Genomic DNA, 18171 nt, shown 5'->3' with positions numbered 1-18171 from the left:
CATGACAAAGCTAAAATCACTTATTTGGTTGGCAATGATTTGTTCACTGCTGATCTCTTGCGAAGACTTATTGGAAGAAGAAACCTTTACCGTCTTAAGCCCCAATGATTTTTTCAACACAGGCGATGATCTCGATGTAGTCCTTAATTCTGTGTATGGTGAATTAAGGTATAGCGATATTAAGCGAGACGGGGTAACGCTGCAGGAAGTAAATACTGATATTGCATTGGAACGTGGCGGAGGGATATTTACCTTCAACGAACCAATTGAAGAATTCACCTGGACAAGTTCGCACCAATGGATCAGGAGTATGTGGGAGCGTCGTTACCGCACGATTTTCAGAACTAACGTAGTTTTGGACAATGCTGAAGGTATTGAAATGAACGAGTCCAGAAAAAGAGAAACAATTGCTGAAGCCAGGTTTCTGCGTGCATTTAACTATTATTTGCTGTACGATCTTTTTGGACCTGTCCCCCTAATCACCCAAAGCCAAACAACAGTTACGGATCGGCCAGCCAGAGCTACCGAAGAAGAAATCGTTTCTTTCATTGAAAATGAACTCATCTCCGCAGCTGAGGCATTGCCTGTGGAACCAAGAAATTCCGAATACGGGCGTGCCACCAAGGGAGCTGCGCTTGGTGCCTTGACCAAGTTTTATTTGATGACAAAAAGGTGGCAAGATGCTGCATCTTCGGCACAGGAGGTGATGGATCTTGGGATATATGATTTGTTTACCCAGGGTGGTCGAACTGAGTTGTTTAGTCCCGATAATCAAAGAGACAATGAGTTCATATTTGTGGCCGTAATGTCAGATAATCCGGATGATAATACTGGAGATGGCTGGCTAAGCCATGTGGTTCCCAGAGGTTATCAATGGCAATATCCTCCTCGTGTCATATTTGCTGCTGAGTATAAAATATGGTCAGCTTTTTTAGAACTTTTTGAGCCTGAGGACGAAAGGTTAAATGCATTTTTATTTGAGTTTGTTAATGAGCAGGGAGAGACAATTGTTTTAGGAAATGATAATGCACGAAGTATGAAATTTCCTGAATACCCGAGTCAGGGGATAAGCCGTTCGTCTGATGATTTCCCTTTTCTAAGGTATGCAGATATCCTGCTTTCCAGATCAGAGGCTTTGAACGAAATCAATGGTCCGAATCAGGAATCCGTAGATTTGTTGAATAGGATAAGGGAAGCTGCCGGGGTTTCCACTTTCACCGTAAACGATTTTCCTGGCAAGGAAAATTTAAGGAATTTTATATTAGACGAAAGAGGTAGGGAATTCCATACCGAGGCATTAAGAAGGCAAGATCTGATACGCCATGGCAAATTTATAGAAATGGCAAAAGAGCGTGGTAAACCTGCAATGGACCATCAGGTTAGGTACCCTATTCCACAAACTGAAATTGAACGAAATCCGAATTTAACTCAAAATGAAGGATATTAGATTTACTTCTATTAAATTGTCATGTTTTCTTTCTTTTCGTTTATTGGCATTCCGTAATAGATAATTGCCAACAGGGAACTTGAGAAATGCACTAATTCTGCTGCATGATGTATGATTTAACTTTAGACCTGATATGAAATTAACCTACAGAAATAGCTTGCTATTTTTTACCGTTTTGATGAGTGTTCTTGCTGCTGCCTGCAATACGCAGGAAAAACAAGAGGATGCTCCACCCAACATCGTCTTTATCATGAGCGATGACCATGCTTACCAGGCCATCAGTGCCTACGGTCATGGCCTTAATGAGACGCCACAGATTGACCGGCTGGCGGAGGAAGGTGCACTTTTTACCAGAGCCACCGTCACCAATTCCATTTGTGCTCCCAGCCGTGCGGTAGTTTTAACTGGGAAACATAGTTTTCTAAATGGTAAAGTGGACAATATTCAACCCTTTAATTGGGACCAGAACAATTTTGCCAAAATGCTTCAGAAAGCCGGGTACAATACGGCCATGGTTGGTAAGATTCACCTGGATGGCTTACCGCAGGGATTTGACCATTCCATGGTTTTGCCCGGACAGGGGCACTACTATAATCCTGATTTTTTGGTCAATGGGGAAAGGCAGCGTTTTGAAGGATATGTCACTGAACTTACCACCCAATTTGCCATGGATTGGCTAAAAGAAGGACGGGAAAAGGATAAGCCTTTCCTTTTGATTTACAACCAAAAAGCCCCCCATCGCAATTGGAAACCTGCTCCTAAATACCTGACACTGTACGATGACAAAACCTTTGACCCGCCTGCCAATTATTTCGACGACCTTACGAATTATGAAGGACGGGGCACTGCCGCCAAAGAGCAGGAAATGGAAATCGATGGGCACGCTATGTGGGGACATGATTTTAAGTTTGAAGTGGACCCTAAAGGAGACAGCACTGGATTTACCAGGGAATTGGATCGGTTGACAGATGAGCAAAAGGCCCAATGGAGGGAAGCTTATAACCCAAAAAACCAGGCTTTTTTGGAAGCTTATCCCCAGGCGGAAGGGGTTGAATTTGACGATAAAGAAAAAGAAATAGGTGTCTGGAAATTCAACAGGTATATCAAGGATTACCTGAGGACAATTAAGTCCGTGGATGATGGAGTAGGAGAGGTGCTGGACTACCTGGAAGAAAATGGCCTGGCAGAAAATACCATTGTGGTCTATACCTCTGACCAGGGATTTTACCTGGGAGAACATGGTTGGTTTGACAAGCGCTTTATGTACGAGCAGTCTTTCCGCACTCCTTTATTGGTCCGGTATCCTAAGGAAATTAAACCGGGAACAAAGATTGATAAATTGGTCCAAAACCTGGATTTTGCACCCACGCTGCTCGATTATGCCGGGGTGGAAGCTGCCCCGGAAATGCAGGGAAAATCCTTCAGAACCCTGGTGAGTGGGGAGACGGAAGAATGGCGCGATGCAGTATATTATACTTACTATGAGTATCCATCCGTTCACATGGTCAAAAGGCATTATGGCGTTGCCACAGAAAGGTATAAACTGATGCATTTTTATTATGACATTGATGAATGGGAAATGTACGATCTGAAAGAGGATCCGAACGAAATGAACAACATTTATGACGATCCCTCATACGCAGATGTAAGGGAAGAAATGCACCAAAAACTTAAGGATCTCAGGGACAAATACGGAGATTCCGATGAAATGAACCAAAAATACCTGGATGCTTATTTGGAACATATGGAGCGCAACAACAGGCAATAGGTGCACTCCAATGGTATTTCCGGTAGTTCATCCGTGCAGTGTTAAGGGGAATTATTGTGCATTTGCCCTGTTCTTGCTGGTAGGTGTAAGTTTGATAGCTCCAAACCTGCAGGCATAGAAGCCCAACGTCCTATTGATCGTATCCGATGATCTGAATACCAACATCGGACCCTTTATGGGAATTACAAACCACACACCTCATCTGGACCGGCTTGCCGCCGAAGGGGTTCGGTTTTCCCGTGCATACAGCCAGTTTCCACTTTGTGGGCCATCCAGGGCTTCCTTTATGAGTGGATTGTATCCCCAAACCAATGGGGTATTGGAAAACAATGATCAGCCGGGAAGCTACCGGAAAGAAACTCCTGCCCTTGCCGTCCACCCATCTGTGGCAGGATTATTTCGCAAACGTGGTTATTATACGGCCAGGATTTCCAAGATTTTTCACATGGGGGTGCCAGTAGGCATAGAGAGAGGTGAGCCCGGAGGGGATGATCCGGATTCCTGGGATTATGCCTACACGATTACGGGAGGTGGCGCTGCCACCATTAGAACTGACCGCTGGCGATATACCCGATGGGGTGAAAATGCCTCAGGAGCCAATGAAGAGCTTTATGACCACCAGACCGACCCAAAGGAGCATGTCAATTTGATAGGTGATCCTTCAAAGAGGATGGCATTGGAGGAATTTTTTAGCGAAATCGTTTAGGCAAATATTCTTGGAATGCATTAGTGGTTATTCCTGCCCAAATTCACTGGATTACCACCTGTCTCCGGGTTGCGGAGCATCAAAACCTTTAAGCTTTCGATCTATTAAAACCCTACTTTTAACCAAAATTTTTATTATTCCCCGAAAAAATCAACCAACAGAATATTCTATTGGTATTGAAAAACACATTTTTAGTTTCTTATTTTTTTTAATTTTTTTCGATATAATGGGGTCATTTACATCCTGGCTTCCCTCTTCATATTAGTAAGCCCAATAATAATTAAACCCAATGAAACCTGAAAAAAAGGAAATCCTCTCAGCCAGCCATTTGGTTTTGCCTTTGAGCCAAAGTGAATCCTTACTGAAGTTTGAAAGCAATACGGATGAGGAGATTTGGAATGCCTTTGACAAGGGGAATGAATTGGCTTTTAATTACATCTACAGGGTTCATGTGAAGGCCATGTTTAGGTACGGGTCTCAGATTACTTGTGACAGTGGGTTGATAAAGGATTGTGTGCAAAATATTTTTATCCAATTAAGGGACAAAAGGGGTAGCCTGAGTTCAGTCAGCCATATTAAAGGCTATCTATTCAAATCCCTGCATCGGGAAATCATCCGCAAACTTAAAAAGGAAACAAAATTTGGCAGGGACGGGCTGCATCAAAAAGAGACCTACTTTCCGATTACCATGTCGCAGGAGTCAATCCTGATTCAGCGGGAAAAGGATGAAGAAATGAGACAAGAAGTCCGGAAGGCATTGAAAGCATTGACTGCCAGGCAAAGGCAAGCCATTTTATTGCTTTACGAAGAGGGAATGAGCTACAAGGAAATTGCCAATGTTATGGAATTCAGCGAAGTGAAATCTGCAAGGAAAATTATTTACCGGGGCCTGGCCACATTAAAGGGCATTTTAAAAAAATCCTAAAGGATCAAACCTATTATTTAGATTGGCATTAACAAAATGAGGTACAAAGATTACGATACCATCGATTTTCTTTCGGATGAATTTTTTATCCAATGGGTGAAAATGCCTGATAAAAACACCCGGCATTTCTGGGAAAAGTGGATGCAGCAGCATCCTGAAAAGAGGGAGACCGTGTTGGAGGCCGCTTCTATAATCAGGTCCGTAAAGTATGCTCACTCCTTTGAGGTTTCAGACGAGATGTATGTGGAAAGCTTTGAGAACATTATTAAAGCCGGAAAACAAAAAAAAACAGGCGATGAACCAAAAATGGGATCCTGGTTTTCCTTTTTCCCTTTAAGAAACATTGCAGCAATAGCTATTTTATGTTTTTGTGGTTGGATGGTCCATCACCACATGATTGAAGGCGTTGAGCCGATAAAACCAGTGGTAGCGGAGGAAATTACTGTTTTTAGAAGTGTTCCCCCTGGAAAAAGGTCCCTTATCACTTTGGCAGACAGCAGCAGGGTTTACCTCAATTCCGGTAGTGAAATAGAATATCCAAAGGCATTCAGTCAGGGGGACAGATGGGTCAGATTGAAGGGAGAAGCTTTTTTTGAAGTCAGGAAGAACGGATATCCCTTTAGTGTTTTTGCCAGAAGCACCGAAATTAAGGTTCTTGGCACCTCTTTCAATGTAAAAGAAGGACATACGAATTTATCCATTGCCCTACTAAGTGGGAAGGTTCAGGTAAACGATCAAAAAGGCAATCAGGTCCAGTTGAATCCTGCTGAAATGCTGGCCATTGAAGAAGATGGTAAATTTTCCAAAACGGGTTTTGATCCTCTGGAGGTAACCGGTTGGAAAGATAAAATTTTGGTTTTCAGGTCAGCCTCCTTTAATGAGGTTAAAGCCAAAATTGAAAATTGGTATGGGGTCGACCTGAAGTTGGTAGGTAATGTGTCTGAGAATTGGAAATATTCCGGCATTTATAAGGATGAAAACCTGGAAAATGTATTGAGAGGGATATGTATCACCTCTGGATGGCAATACAAGATCGCTAACAGAAACATAACATTATACAACCCAAAATAATATAGAGATGAACAAGTTGGATACCGGTTAAGAAAATGGCAGGACCCATTCTGGGGAGTTTGGAATCCTGCCTGAACTTGCCTTCACAAGTTTTCAGAAAATAAAGGCAAGTGTTCAAGTATACAATCACTTAAACAAGTCAATATTATGAAAAAAAATATACGGAGACAACTTATTATGCTGTCCAGGCGAATGTTACATGGTTTCTTGATTCAGTTGCTTTTTTGTACGGTTCTACTAGCCAATACAGGAAATGCGCAGCGGAAAAATATTGAGGAGGTCAAGGTATCCATAAGGATGGAAAATGCCCCTTTATCCAGCTTCTTTGCCGATATTGAATCCAAAACGGATTTTAGGTTTACCTATAACCATGATCAGTTAGATTTAAACAAACCAATCAATATCAATGAACGCAGGGTTTCCTTGTATCAGGTGCTCAGTACCATTGGGGGCCAGGTTTCCCTAAGTTTTACCCAGGTAAATGACAACATCCATGTTGGGATCCCTGAAAGGGGTAATAGTTCAGTTACCATTGATGTTGACGATCTCCCCGTTGATATTTCAGGAACCGTAACCGATGAAAACGGGGAACCCTTACCGGGTGCTACGATTACAGTGCTTGGTACTACCACGGGTACCGTCACAGATATTGATGGCCACTATTCCATGTCAGTTCCGGATGATGCCACCCTGGTTTTTTCATACATTGGGTATGAATCGAAAACAGTAGCTATTGGGTCTCAAACGACCATTAACATCACCCTGTTACAGGATGCTTCCTCACTGGAGGAAGTGGTGGTGATTGGGTATGGTACTCAGAAGAAAAGAGATGTTACGGGATCGGTGGTAAGGGCTGATATTGAGGCTTTCAGGGAATCGCCAAATGTCAATATCGCCCAATCCCTGCAGGGATCAGTACCGGGATTAAATGTGGGACAGGTCAACAGGGCCGGCCAGAACCCATCTATTTCCGTCAGGGGTAGGACTACCCTGAGCGGAAACCAGAGTGTGTTGATAGTAGTGGATGGCATTATATTTACCGGAAGCCTTAGTGATTTGAACCCAAACGACATTGAGTCGATTGATGTGTTGAAAGATGCCAGCAGCATGGCCATATTTGGAGCACAGGCGGCCAACGGCGTGATCATGATCACGACCAAAAGTGGCAAAGTCGAACAGAAGCCCATATTCAACTATACCGGAACCTACACCACCCAAACGCCCACCAACAGGCCTGAATTGATGGATAGGGAGCAATTTCTCCAAAAAATCAGGGATCAGGACTGGCAGCAGGCCTATTTGCCACCTGATTATATCCAACCGAATCCCGATTATGATGTGGCGGCACTTTTTGAACCTGTACAATTCGAAGGGTTTCAAAATGGCACTGATTTCGATTGGTGGGATGCTGCTACTCAAAGGGGCTTTATTAACAATCATAATTTAAGTGTCCGGGGAGCCTCTGAATCCACTTCTTATTTTCTCTCTACTGGCTATACCAAACAGGAAGGTTTTATCATGAACGATCAATTCGAGCGAATCACAGCAAGAATAAATCTGGATCACCAAATTTTAGAGGGCTTTCGCTTTGGTGTGCAAACTTTTGGTTCTTTTGCGGACAATTCCGGCGAAATTCCGGCAATGGGGAACATTACTTCCATGCCTCCCCTGGTGGTTCCCTGGGATGAAGCCGGCAATGTCATCCTCAACCCGGACGGTGCCATACGGGCAAACCCCTTCCTGAGTCCGTTGTCCAATGACTTTGACAAAAGGAACAATTTATTCGCAAATGTCTATATGGATATTGAGATTCCATATATCGAAGGATTAAATTTCAGGGTGAATTTCGGAAATAATTATACCTGGAGGAGGCATTACAGAAGCAATGAATATGGTGCCGGGGCTGCTGGATTGGCTTTTAAGCGTAATTATCATGCCTATGACTGGACGCTGGACAATATTTTGACTTACCGAAGAACAATAAACAATGACCATAACATAAACCTGACCCTTGTGGCAGGAAGAAGGGAATTGAAGAATGAGAGTACCCAGGCAAATGGTACCAATTACAGCAATTTGGGTTTGGGGTACAATGATCTCAGCCTGGGACAGCTGCAGTTGATCCAGTCCAGTGCCTGGGACGAAAGTTATTTGTACCAGACAGCTAGAATCAATTATGATTTTAGTGAAAAATACCTGATTACCGCCACGGTCCGGAGGGATGGTTTTTCCGGATTTGCTGAAAACAATAAGTTCGGGATCTTTCCATCTTTGGGTGTAGGTTGGGTACTCAGTGAGGAAGGTTTTATGGAACAATCTCCGTTTAGCCACCTTAAATTCAGGGGCTCTTATGGAACCAATGGCAACCTGACTAGCCGGTATTCCTCTCTGGCAAGGGTTTCCCTATACCCCGCTTATGTATTTGGGGAAGGCGGATCCACCATTTTTGGACAACGTGTAACCACCCTTTCCAATGCTGATCTGTCCTGGGAAACCACTACAGGATACAATTTTGGATTTGACTTTTCCTTGTTCGATAGCCGCCTTAGTGGAACCTTAGACTATTATCAAAATACTACCAACGATCTGTTGTATAGCATTAATATCCCTGAAATTACGGGTTTTAATAGTATCTCCACCAATGTAGGTGAGATTGCCAACAGGGGAGTGGAATTTATTTTGAAAGGTGATGTAATGAATTCAGGGGTATTTAACTGGAATGCCAATTTTAATATTGCCTCCAACCGAAACAGAATTGTTTCCTTGCTTGGATTGGATGCTGATGGTGATGGGGTAGAGGACGACCTGATTGGAAGCGGTTTGTTTATCGGTGAATCCATCAATTCCATTTATGATTATGAATCGGCAGGAATCATCCAATTGGGTGAGGAACCGCCTCCTGGGTTTTTTGTCGGCACCCATGAGATCATTGATCAAAATAACGATGGTGTAGTGGATGCCAATGACCGGGTGATCATTGGCAGAAATGAACCGGCCTTTAGATTCGGGCTGATGAATGAATTCAACTATAGAAATTTCACCTTCAGGGTTTTTATCAATTCTATCCAGGGAGGTAAGAATGGTTATTTGGGAGCAAATAATCCAAATTTGGCACAATCTGACAATGCACGAAGATCCAACTTATTTGTTGATGTAGATTACTGGACGCCTTCCAATCCAGATGCCAAGTACAGGGCCCAGGATCAGGTGGCGGGTATTGATTACCGGTATTACGATAGCCGTAGTTTCGTAAGGCTTCAAGACGTTTCCCTGGCATACAGGTTTAATCAAGATCTCGTTCAGAAATTTGGAATACAGGGTTTGAAGCTATTTGTGAGTGGAAAAAATCTGGCCACCTGGACCAATTGGGAAGGCTGGGACCCTGAAACAGGAAGTGGTTTTGATCCATCTGGATTGCCAGTGATGAAAGGCTTTTCAGCTGGTTTGGATGTCAGTTTTTAATTAAAAAAAAAGAATCATGAAAATATATAACTATATCATATTGTGTGCAAGTCTACTGGCGATTGGTACCTCAGCTTGCGACGAATCTTCAATTTTGGAAGAAGTACCCCTGGATTTTGCAAGCCCGGAAAACTCCTACATTACTTTCTCTGATTTCAATGCGGCTGTATACGCACTTTATGACCAATCCAGAGTCATCTTATCCGACGGAGAGCACAGGCCACTGGATTATATCTATGGCACTGATCTGGGATACAACGGTGCCAACCAACTCAACGTGAGGTTTGGCTCCTACCTCGCTACGCTATTGCCTACGAGTGGACTGGTAGAGTTTCATTGGCGGCAATATTACCGGGTGATTTCCGGCGCAAACATCATATTGAACCGAATGGAGAATTCAGCCATGAGCGAACAGGAAAAAACATTAATTGAAGCCCAGGCAAAATTGTTCAGGGGTTTTGCTTACCGGAATTTGGCTCACCTCTACGGTGGGGTACCGCTGGAGCTGGAGGAAGTGAGTTCTCCCAAAACCGATTACGTTCGCGCAAGCCGGGAGGAAGTTTACTTGCAGGCCGCCGAAGATTTGGAGTTTGCCGCTGCCAATCTTCCCGAAATCACAGCTGTTCGGGATGGGGAAGTCAATAATTTGGCCGCATATCATATCCTGGCAGAGGTGTATGTGTCCTTGGAAAGGTGGACGGATGCCATTACAGCAGCCAGCATGGTGATCGATGACCCCAATACGGCTTTGATGACCGAACGCTTTGGCTCACTTGCCAGTGAGCCGGGAGATGTGTACTGGGACCTGTTCAGGAGATACAATCAAAACAGAGGAGTGGGAAATACCGAGGGAATCTGGGTATGGCAATACGAGGTAGATATTCAGGGAGGTGTAATCTCCTCTTCAAGTAAAGAAGGTCCACAACTGGAACGCGATCATGCGCCAAGGCCCTGGAGTTTTATTGTGCGAGATCCTTCTGGTGTTGCCCCTTTCCTGCCACAGGGGGTCTCGGATTATACCGGAGGAAGGGGTATTGGTCGTTTCAGGGGTACCAACCACTTTAACTATGGGATTTGGCATTACGACTGGGAAGATATGCGGAATTCTGAGCATAATTTTATACGCGATGTGGCTTTTAACAATCCGGAATCGGAATGGTATGGACAAAACATTTCTGATCACATGCCATTGTTCAGGCAATCCCTGGATGATACCATCAGGTATTTCTATCCTTACCAATCCAAAGTTACCACCCCTGGCCAACATCCGCCTGAGCTCTATGTGGATGCAGAATTAAAATTGCTAAATTCTTCCACTGCTGGAACTACCTACAGCGATCAATACCATATCCGCCTGGCCGAAACTTACCTTCTCCGTGCTGAAGCCTACTTAGGCAACAATCAACCCGCAGAAGCAGCCACCGATATCAATGTGGTCAGGGATAGGGCCAATGCCAGGCCGGTGAGTCCGGGAGAGGTGGATATCGATTTTATCCTGGATGAACGTATGCGCGAACTCGGAGTAGAAGAAAAAAGGCGCCTTACCCTAAATCGGCTGGGTCTCCTTTACGAGCGTACAAACCGGTATTGCGAAGGCAGGCCCGATGTAACCAATTTCGGTGTGGATGTACAGCCTTACCATAACCTGTGGCCCATTCCCTTCTCTGAGATCGAACGAAATACCGGCAGCCAACTGGCGCAAAATCCAGGTTATGCTACCGAATAGGTCAGGGCTTCTTTGTTCTTTAAAATCAGGAAATAACCCGATCTTTGATTATATTATGCCCGATTAACAAATTTCAAATCCGAAACCAAGCATCTGTTACATGAAAAATGTGCTGAAAATAATTGTCGTTTTTGCTGTTTTTTTGATTTTTGGCTGTTCGACCAGCGTGGAGGAATCAGAGAAACGATCTCCCAATATCCTATTTGTGATCAGTGACGATCAGTCCTATTATCACACCAGCTTTGCCGGAAGTAAATTTGTAAATACCCCGGCCTTTGACCGGGTGGCCAGGGAAGGAGTTTACTTTACCAATTGTATCGCCGGTTCACCCGGGTGCGCACCTTCCAGAAGCAGCATCATTACCGGCCGTCATCACTGGCAAAACGAGCAATCGGGGCAACATGCCGCTCCCTGGCTAAAGAAGCATGTGCCTTTTGTGGATTTGCTGGATCAGAATGGCTATATCACGGGCCGTACCGGAAAGGGAGTATCCCCCTTTCGCTATGCCCGGGATGAAAATGATTCCCTTTGGAGGGAGACAGATGCCGCTGGCATAGCACATAGCAATATCCGGTACGAAACTGGTACGGAAGACGATAAACGGCCCGCCGCTCAAATCAATTCCCTGAATTATTTTGAAAATTTCAAATATTTCATGGAAAATGTAAGGGAGGCCGATGATCCTTTCTTCTTTTGGTATGGAGCCACCGAACCCCACCGGGCCTTTGAGCAGGATTCCTGGAAACGCACCGATAAAAAACTTTCGGATGCGGAAGTTCCCGGCTTTCTACCCGATCACCCGACTGTAAGGGGGGATCTCCTCGATTATGCTGTGGAAATCGAATGGTTTGACCAGCATTTGCAGTACATGCTGGAATACCTGGAGGAAACAGGAGAGCTGGACAATACCATTATTATCGTCACTTCAGATAATGGCATGGCTTTCCCGAGAGCAAAAGCCAATGGTTATGACTACGGTATCCATGTCCCCTTAGCTGTCAGGTATCCCAAGGCATTTCCAGGAGACAGAATGGTAAATGATCCCGTTAATTTTATCGATTTAGCGCCTACTATTCTGGATCTGACTGAAACCAGTGATGATGGTATGTTGCCCATCACCGGAAAAAGTCTCCGGCATTTACTGGAATCAGAGGAGCATGGGGACATAGACCCCTCCAGGAAATACGTGTTTTCCGGCCGCGAACGCCATTCTTCGTCGCGCTACCAAAATTGGGGATACCCCCAACGGGTGATCCGCAGTCAGGACCACCTGCTGATCTGGAACATCAAACCCGACCGCTGGCCGGCAGGTGCCCCTCAACGCATCAATCCTGACAACGAGGACGAGCTACTTCCCCTTTATGGAATGGGTGAAGATGGTGAGCACCATTCCGACTGGGCCTTTACGGATGTAGATGCGGCTCCTACAAAATCCTATCTGGTAGAAAACCGGGATGATGAAGCCGTCCGACCATTTTTTGAAGCCGCTTTCGAAAAAAATCCGGAAGTGCAACTTTATGATATACAATCGGATCCCGATTGCATGAATAACCTGGCAGATGATCCTGATTATGCCGAAATCAAAGAAGAATTGCGCCAGGCCCTTCTGGCTGAGCTACGGGAAACAGGGGATCCGCGGGTGGTAGGCCCTGATCCGGAAGTTTTTGATTCCTACCTGCGCTACAGCCCCATGAGGGAATTTCCAAAACCCATCGAAGGAAGTACATTAAAATGAGAAATTTACACCTGCTGGTAAGGGCGTCACTGGTTCTGTTCTTTTTAATGCTAAGCGGAAGGATTCTGGCCCGGGAAATGTCCCCCGACCGACCCAACGTACTTTGGATCACCTGTGAGGACATCAGCCCATACCTGGGAAGCTATGGCTTTGCACAGGCGCACACACCAAATTTGGATAAGCTGGCAAAAAGGGCTATCCAATTCAGTAATGCTTATGCAAATGCCCCTGTATGTGCAGTAGCAAGGGCCACAATCCTGTCTGGAATGTACGCTTCCACCACAGGTACCCATCAAATGCGTACCCTGGTGCAGTTGCCTGAGCAAATCCCTGCTTACCCTAAAATATTAAGGGAGGCAGGCTATCATTGCACCAATAATAGCAAGAAAGATTACAATTCCAATTTTATCAATGACCCCGATCTATGGGACGAATCCAGCAATCAAGCGCATTATAAAAACAGGGCAGAGGATCAGCCCTTTTTTGCTGTGTTCAACCTTACCGTTACCCACGAAAGTCAGCTTAGCGAGGAAAGGATACAATACTATGTTGAAAATGGTTTGATCCCGGGAGAACCCCGCATTGATCCGTCGGATATCGAACTGCCCCCTTACCACCCTGATCTACCCGAAGTCAGGGAGGATTGGGCCCGTTTCCATGACCTGATCACCTTGATGGATGCTCAGGTAGGGGAATTGTTACAGGAACTGGAGAATGCTGGTCTTGCTGAAAATACCATTGTATTTTTCTATTCAGATCATGGCGGGCAATTGTCCCGGTCCAAGCGGTATATCTACAATGTGGGCACCCAGGTGCCCTTGATGGTACACCTTCCCGACAAATGGAAACACTTGTCATCCGTGTCAGCAGGAGAGGTGGACAAGTCGTTGGTCAGTTTCGTGGATTTGGCACCCACTATACTTTCCATCACGGGAACTGAAATTCCTGCCATCATGCAGGGAAAATCATTTCTGGGAAAGGATTCCGAAAAATCGCCTGAATATGTCCATTTTTTCAGGGATAGAATGGCAGAACGCTACGATTTATCCAGGGCAGTGACGGATGGAAAATACTATTATATCCGAAATTTTATGCCCCACAGACCCAGGGGCAGGGATTCAAGGTACGGCTACCAGGTACAAGCCAATTGGCGCGCCTATGAAGCGGCTTATGAAGCAGGGAATACCAATGAAATTCAATCTCAATTTTACCAACCCAAACCCCAGGAACAATTCTTTGATACAGAAGCAGACCCCTGGCAGGTAGATAACCTTTTCGAACAGCCTGCCTCCAAAGCCAGGGTAAGAAGCCTGTCTAAAGAACTGGATCGCTGGATGGTGGAGATCAGGGATGTGGGATTGATTCCGGAGCCCATGTTTCATGAACTGGCAGGAACAGGTAAAAAACATGCCACCCTTTATGAATTTGCACAAAGCGAAGATTACACCATCCGGAAAATACTGAACGTAGCCAAAGCCGCAACGGCTGGTAATGCTGATAATTTATTTAAGTACCTAAAGAATAAAAATCCGATCATCCGGTATTGGGGAGCCTATGGGATTTTTCTTCACCCGGATCAAAGCGACAGGATTCAAAATAGTTTAAGGGCCATGATCCGGGAGGATGAATCCGCAGCCAATAGAATCATGGCTGCCCAGGCGCTTTCCCTGTGTGGAGATGCGGATACCGGCTTTGAGGCCATTATGAAGGAAGCACTAGCAACCCCCCATGGCTATGTATTGCTACAAGCCCTCAATGCCTTTCAATACAGCCATACGGACGACAGGCTAAGCCTGGAAGATTGGCAAACCTTTAAGGAAAAGGAATTTGTAGCCAATGATCCCGGAGCTGGATTGGGCTATCCCCAGCGAATCATCGATGATGCCATTGCCCTATTTCCTGAGCGGCGAAAGGTGGATTGATGGTGGCAAATAATGACTGAATTCACTATATTTATTAAATGAATTCCAAAAAGGACGATACCGTCAAAGAACCGGATCTGGAATACACCAACCATTCCTATGCCGATTACCTGACCTGGCAGATGGAGGAAGTGGTAGAGCTGATCAAAGGGAAAATCTTTAAAAAAGCTGCTGCTGCTCCCAGACGCATCCATCAGCGGATTTCAATAAAGTTAGCTGCTAAGCTCTATAACTTCCTGGAAGACAAACCCTGCCAGGTCTACGAGGCACCTTTCGATGTGCGGTTCCCGAAATTATCCAAAGCAGATCATGAAATCCATGACGTAGTACAGCCCGACATCTGTGTGATTTGTGATACCGAAAAATTGGATGAGCGGGGCTGCATCGGAGCCCCAGACCTGATTGTTGAGATTCTTTCCCCCAGCAATAGCAAAACAGAATTGAAGCATAAGTTTGAGCTTTATGAATCTAACGGGGTCAGGGAATATTGGATCATCCATGCAGAAACGCAGGATTTGCTTATTTATAGCCTTTTCAATGGAAAATATGTTCCCTCGAGGCTTTTTACTTCAGGAGATGCGGTGGAGTCAAAAGTGATCGAAGGGTTTACACTTGATTTGGAGGAGTTTTTTGAAGATATCGAGTAGGGATCTGAAAATTACCTGTGTCCTACCGAAAAAAATATTTTTTACCGGCTGAGAATTTTCAAGAAAATCGTTGATTTACAAACAACTGGATTCGTTTCATTTAGTATATCTTTGTATACTAATGCGTATATACAAAACCTTCGGAATTGATTATGGAAAAGACAGCTAAAGTATTTAAGAGTGGAAATAGTCAGGCCCTCAGATTGCCAAAGGAATTCAATACGGATGAAAAGCAATTCTACATCCGCAGGATAGGATCCTCGCTACTTTTCAGCCCTAAAGCCAGTTCATGGGAAATGGTAACGCAGAGTCTTACCTCATTTTCGGATGATTATTTCGAAGAAGGACGAAACCAACCTCCCCTCCAGCAAAGAGAAACGTTTTGAAATACCTTTTGGATACGAATATTTGTATTTACCTTATCAAGAACCGGCCTGAAATCGGTCTGAAGAAGTTCAGGTCCTTTCCCATTTCAATGTTTAGGGTTTCTACAATCACAATTGCCGAACCGTATTATGGGGTGGCATATAGTTTGTCCGCCAAGACCTTTTCAGGATAGAAAAGAGAGCGCAGAATATATTTTTTTGGCTAGTGGCATCTTTTAAAAACTATGTCCTAAACTGATTCCAATCAGGAATGGACTATAGAACACTTCCTTCCCCCAAGTTTCGGAATTGAAAAATTGAATCCCCGGAGTGTAGGCAGCCCTGAAAAAGAAGCCTCCTTCAGGTTTTTGATACCGGTAACCTATCCTGGCCAGAATAAACTGGTCCCAATGTATTTCTTCTCTTATAAAATTCGGCAAACTTTCTTCAACGGTATAGGATCTGTTACGTAGGGTATAGAACCCGGCTCCTAATTCCAAATTATGCTTGGACTTTCCCAAAAAAACTGTAATCTCTGCTGGAAAGTAAGGTATCCAATGGGCTGAAAATATGGGCTCACTACTTCCACGACGACGCAAAGAAAAGCCCGCACTTCCCCAAAGTTTCATCCTGTTTTTTTGGTGAAGGATACGTCCATAATTAAGCGCATAGCCACCAGAGTTCCCCAGTAATTCGGCATGTACGGAGTTTTTCGCCGTGAAAATATCGGCCTCGGTCTCCGGCTCAGATTGAGCACTCAACTTATTCTGGGCAATCATCAAAAAGCCCATTAAAGCGAAGAGAATACACTTTTTTGACCGTGACATTTCGGTTATAGTTTTATTGGCTGGGTCATAACATAATCCAGCTATTTAACGATTATCTGTTTGGACAAAACTTCTTTGCAAAAATACATGGAAAATTCAGGAATATTGGGTTTTGGGGGTAGACTGGAGTCCATATTATGCCAAAAAATCCTATCAGTTCGACCTAATGGTGACCACAAACAATGGCGATATCTTCATAGGGGAAAGTGATCGTAGGGCCACCGATCTGGGTCTGACCGGAACCAGTGATGAAGGCATGTCGTTTACCACGTGAAAAAGTATCCTATATTTAATGGAGTCGGAGGAGTATTGGGATATAGAACGCTCCAGGAAAAAGGCTTTTTCCGGTCTTGAACGTCATTCTGCATCGCATTCCCAAATATTAATGAAGACAGGCTATTAGGCCGGTTGTACAATTTTGCTATCATGCAGGGACGGTCCTTTTTGGGAAGGAATCCACTGAATCCCCTGATTTCGTTCATTTTTTCAGGGATAGAATGACCGAACGCTATGATTTCTCCAGGGCAGTGACCGATGGAAAGTACAATTATATCCGATACTTTATGCCCCACAGACCCAGGGGCAGGGATTCCCGGTACAGCTACCAGGTGCAAGCCAATTGGCGGGCCTATGAAGCGGCTTATGAGGCTGGGAATACCAATGAAATTCAATCCCAATTTTACCAACCCAAACCCCTGGAACAATTCTTTGATACAGAAGCAGACCCCTGGCAGGTAGATAACCTTGTCGAACAGCCAGCCTCCAAAGCCAGGGTAAGAAGCCTGTCTGAAGAACTGGATCGCTGGATCTTGGAGACCCGAGATGTGGGACTGATTCCGGTGCTGGATTGGGCTATCCCCAGCGCATCATCGATGATGCCATTGCCCTATTTCCTAAGCGGCGAAAGGTGGGTTGAGGATGGCAAATAATGGCTGAATTTATTATATTTATTCCATGAATGCCAAAAAGGACGATACCGTCAAAGAACCGGATCTGGAATACACCAACCATTCCTACGCCGATTACCTGACCTGGCAGATGGAGGAAGTGGTCGAGCTGATCAAAGGGAAGATTTTTAAGAAAGCTGCGGCTGCTCCGAAAAGGATTCACCAAAAAGTTTCGGGGGAGTTATTTTTAAGGTTAGGCAATTTTCTGAGAGGAAAAAAATGCCAGGTTTATTCTGCGCCCTTCGATGTGCGCTTTCCAACGTCATCCAAAGAAGATAAGAAAATACATGATGTGGTACAGCCGGATATTTGTGTAATTTGTAATCCGGAGAAATTGGATGAGCGAGGTTGCATCGGAGCACCAGACCTGATCGTGGAAATTCTATCTCCCGGTAATAGTAAAGTCGAACTGAAATATAAATTTAATCTCTACGAGTCCAACGGAGTCAGGGAATACTGGATCATCCATTCCGAAACGCAGGATTTGCTCATCTATAGCCTTATCGATGGAAAATATCTCCCTTCAATTTTGTTTACTTCAGGGCATTTGGTCGAATCCAAGGTGATCAAGGGGTTTGAACTGGATTTGGAGGAGTTTTTTGGGGATATCGAATAGCTTTTAA

The 18171-nt window shown here is 44.6% G+C and carries 14 protein-coding genes; 13 read left to right on the top strand and 1 reads right to left on the bottom strand.

From position 1 onward, the window contains the following. The first annotated feature begins 1 nt into the window (after position 1). The 11 genes from G9Q97_RS14795 to G9Q97_RS14745 all read left to right on the top strand — a co-directional run bounded on the left by G9Q97_RS14795 (position 2) and on the right by G9Q97_RS14745 (position 15795). Positions 2–1447 (top strand): RagB/SusD family nutrient uptake outer membrane protein, encoded by a 1446-nt coding sequence (locus G9Q97_RS14795; protein ID WP_166148150.1) that lies wholly within the window; start codon positions 2–4, stop codon positions 1445–1447. A 133-nt stretch (positions 1448–1580) separates the two neighbouring features. After that, positions 1581–3215 carry a sulfatase family protein gene (locus G9Q97_RS14790; protein ID WP_166148149.1) on the top strand — a complete coding sequence of 545 codons (1635 nt, stop codon included), beginning with the start codon at positions 1581–1583 and terminating at the stop codon, positions 3213–3215. 133 nt (positions 3216–3348) lie between these two features. Beyond that, positions 3349–3921, top strand: coding sequence for a sulfatase-like hydrolase/transferase (locus G9Q97_RS14785; protein ID WP_262889477.1), 573 nt, complete (start codon positions 3349–3351; stop codon positions 3919–3921). Between the two features lie 289 nt (positions 3922–4210). Beyond that, on the top strand, positions 4211–4846 hold the full coding sequence (locus tag G9Q97_RS14780) for an RNA polymerase sigma factor (protein WP_166148148.1): 636 nt from the start codon (positions 4211–4213) through the stop codon (positions 4844–4846). 36 nt (positions 4847–4882) lie between these two features. Beyond that, the gene (locus G9Q97_RS14775) at positions 4883–5917 is read left to right on the top strand and encodes a FecR family protein (RefSeq protein WP_166148147.1); all 1035 of its coding nucleotides are present in this window, start codon (positions 4883–4885) and stop codon (positions 5915–5917) included. Positions 5918–6064: 147 nt separating this feature from the next. Further along, entirely contained in the window at positions 6065–9379 is a 3315-nt protein-coding gene (locus tag G9Q97_RS14770; RefSeq protein ID WP_246255697.1) for a SusC/RagA family TonB-linked outer membrane protein, read from the top strand. A gap of 16 nt (positions 9380–9395) precedes the next feature. After that, complete coding sequence (locus G9Q97_RS14765) at positions 9396–11105, top strand: RagB/SusD family nutrient uptake outer membrane protein (RefSeq protein ID WP_166148146.1); 1710 nt, start codon at positions 9396–9398, stop codon at positions 11103–11105. A 100-nt stretch (positions 11106–11205) separates the two neighbouring features. Continuing rightward, positions 11206–12840: a sulfatase family protein gene (locus G9Q97_RS14760; RefSeq protein ID WP_166148145.1), complete on the top strand. Its 1635-nt coding sequence runs from the start codon at positions 11206–11208 to the stop codon at positions 12838–12840. Next, positions 12837–14762 carry a sulfatase family protein gene (locus tag G9Q97_RS14755; RefSeq protein WP_166148144.1) on the top strand — a complete coding sequence of 642 codons (1926 nt, stop codon included), beginning with the start codon at positions 12837–12839 and terminating at the stop codon, positions 14760–14762. Before G9Q97_RS14760 ends, G9Q97_RS14755 begins: the two co-directional genes overlap by 4 nt. 38 nt (positions 14763–14800) lie before the next feature. Then, a complete protein-coding gene (locus G9Q97_RS14750; protein ID WP_166148143.1) occupies positions 14801–15409 on the top strand; it encodes a Uma2 family endonuclease in 609 nt (202 codons plus the stop codon). A gap of 152 nt (positions 15410–15561) precedes the next feature. Further along, entirely contained in the window at positions 15562–15795 is a 234-nt protein-coding gene (locus G9Q97_RS14745; protein WP_166148142.1) for an antitoxin, read from the top strand. 215 nt (positions 15796–16010) lie between these two features. On the opposite strand, the gene G9Q97_RS14740 is transcribed toward G9Q97_RS14745, so the two are convergent. Continuing rightward, positions 16011–16601 carry a hypothetical protein gene (locus tag G9Q97_RS14740; RefSeq protein ID WP_166148141.1) on the bottom strand — a complete coding sequence of 197 codons (591 nt, stop codon included), beginning with the start codon at positions 16599–16601 and terminating at the stop codon, positions 16011–16013. A gap of 497 nt (positions 16602–17098) precedes the next feature. On the opposite strand from G9Q97_RS14740, the gene G9Q97_RS14730 reads away from it, so the two are divergent. Further along, the gene (locus G9Q97_RS14730) at positions 17099–17530 is read left to right on the top strand and encodes a hypothetical protein (RefSeq protein ID WP_166148139.1); all 432 of its coding nucleotides are present in this window, start codon (positions 17099–17101) and stop codon (positions 17528–17530) included. Between the two features lie 25 nt (positions 17531–17555). Further along, positions 17556–18164, top strand: a complete 609-nt coding sequence (locus G9Q97_RS14725; protein ID WP_166148138.1) for a Uma2 family endonuclease — start codon at positions 17556–17558, stop codon at positions 18162–18164. Positions 18165–18171: the final 7 nt, after the last annotated feature.

The organism is Cyclobacterium plantarum (assembly GCF_011290685.1).
Classification (GTDB): Bacteria; Bacteroidota; Bacteroidia; order Cytophagales; family Cyclobacteriaceae; genus Cyclobacterium; species Cyclobacterium plantarum.
Note: the sequence above shows the minus strand (reverse complement) of the source record. Positions and strands in the feature narration are given on the sequence as shown.

Excerpts from the sequence above, each read along its gene's own strand:
- G9Q97_RS14795 (WP_166148150.1), top strand. The coding sequence starts at position 2 with ATGACAAAGCTAAAATCACTTATTTGGTTGGCAATGATTTGTTCACTG.
- G9Q97_RS14790 (WP_166148149.1), top strand. The coding sequence starts at position 1,581 with ATGAAATTAACCTACAGAAATAGCTTGCTATTTTTTACCGTTTTGATG.
- G9Q97_RS14780 (WP_166148148.1), top strand. The coding sequence starts at position 4,211 with ATGAAACCTGAAAAAAAGGAAATCCTCTCAGCCAGCCATTTGGTTTTG.
- G9Q97_RS14775 (WP_166148147.1), top strand. The coding sequence starts at position 4,883 with ATGAGGTACAAAGATTACGATACCATCGATTTTCTTTCGGATGAATTT.
- G9Q97_RS14770 (WP_246255697.1), top strand. The coding sequence starts at position 6,065 with ATGAAAAAAAATATACGGAGACAACTTATTATGCTGTCCAGGCGAATG.
- G9Q97_RS14765 (WP_166148146.1), top strand. The coding sequence starts at position 9,396 with ATGAAAATATATAACTATATCATATTGTGTGCAAGTCTACTGGCGATT.
- G9Q97_RS14760 (WP_166148145.1), top strand. The coding sequence starts at position 11,206 with ATGAAAAATGTGCTGAAAATAATTGTCGTTTTTGCTGTTTTTTTGATT.
- G9Q97_RS14755 (WP_166148144.1), top strand. The coding sequence starts at position 12,837 with ATGAGAAATTTACACCTGCTGGTAAGGGCGTCACTGGTTCTGTTCTTT.
- G9Q97_RS14750 (WP_166148143.1), top strand. The coding sequence starts at position 14,801 with ATGAATTCCAAAAAGGACGATACCGTCAAAGAACCGGATCTGGAATAC.
- G9Q97_RS14745 (WP_166148142.1), top strand. The coding sequence starts at position 15,562 with ATGGAAAAGACAGCTAAAGTATTTAAGAGTGGAAATAGTCAGGCCCTC.
- G9Q97_RS14740 (WP_166148141.1), bottom strand. The coding sequence starts at position 16,601 with ATGTCACGGTCAAAAAAGTGTATTCTCTTCGCTTTAATGGGCTTTTTG.
- G9Q97_RS14730 (WP_166148139.1), top strand. The coding sequence starts at position 17,099 with ATGACCGAACGCTATGATTTCTCCAGGGCAGTGACCGATGGAAAGTAC.
- G9Q97_RS14725 (WP_166148138.1), top strand. The coding sequence starts at position 17,556 with ATGAATGCCAAAAAGGACGATACCGTCAAAGAACCGGATCTGGAATAC.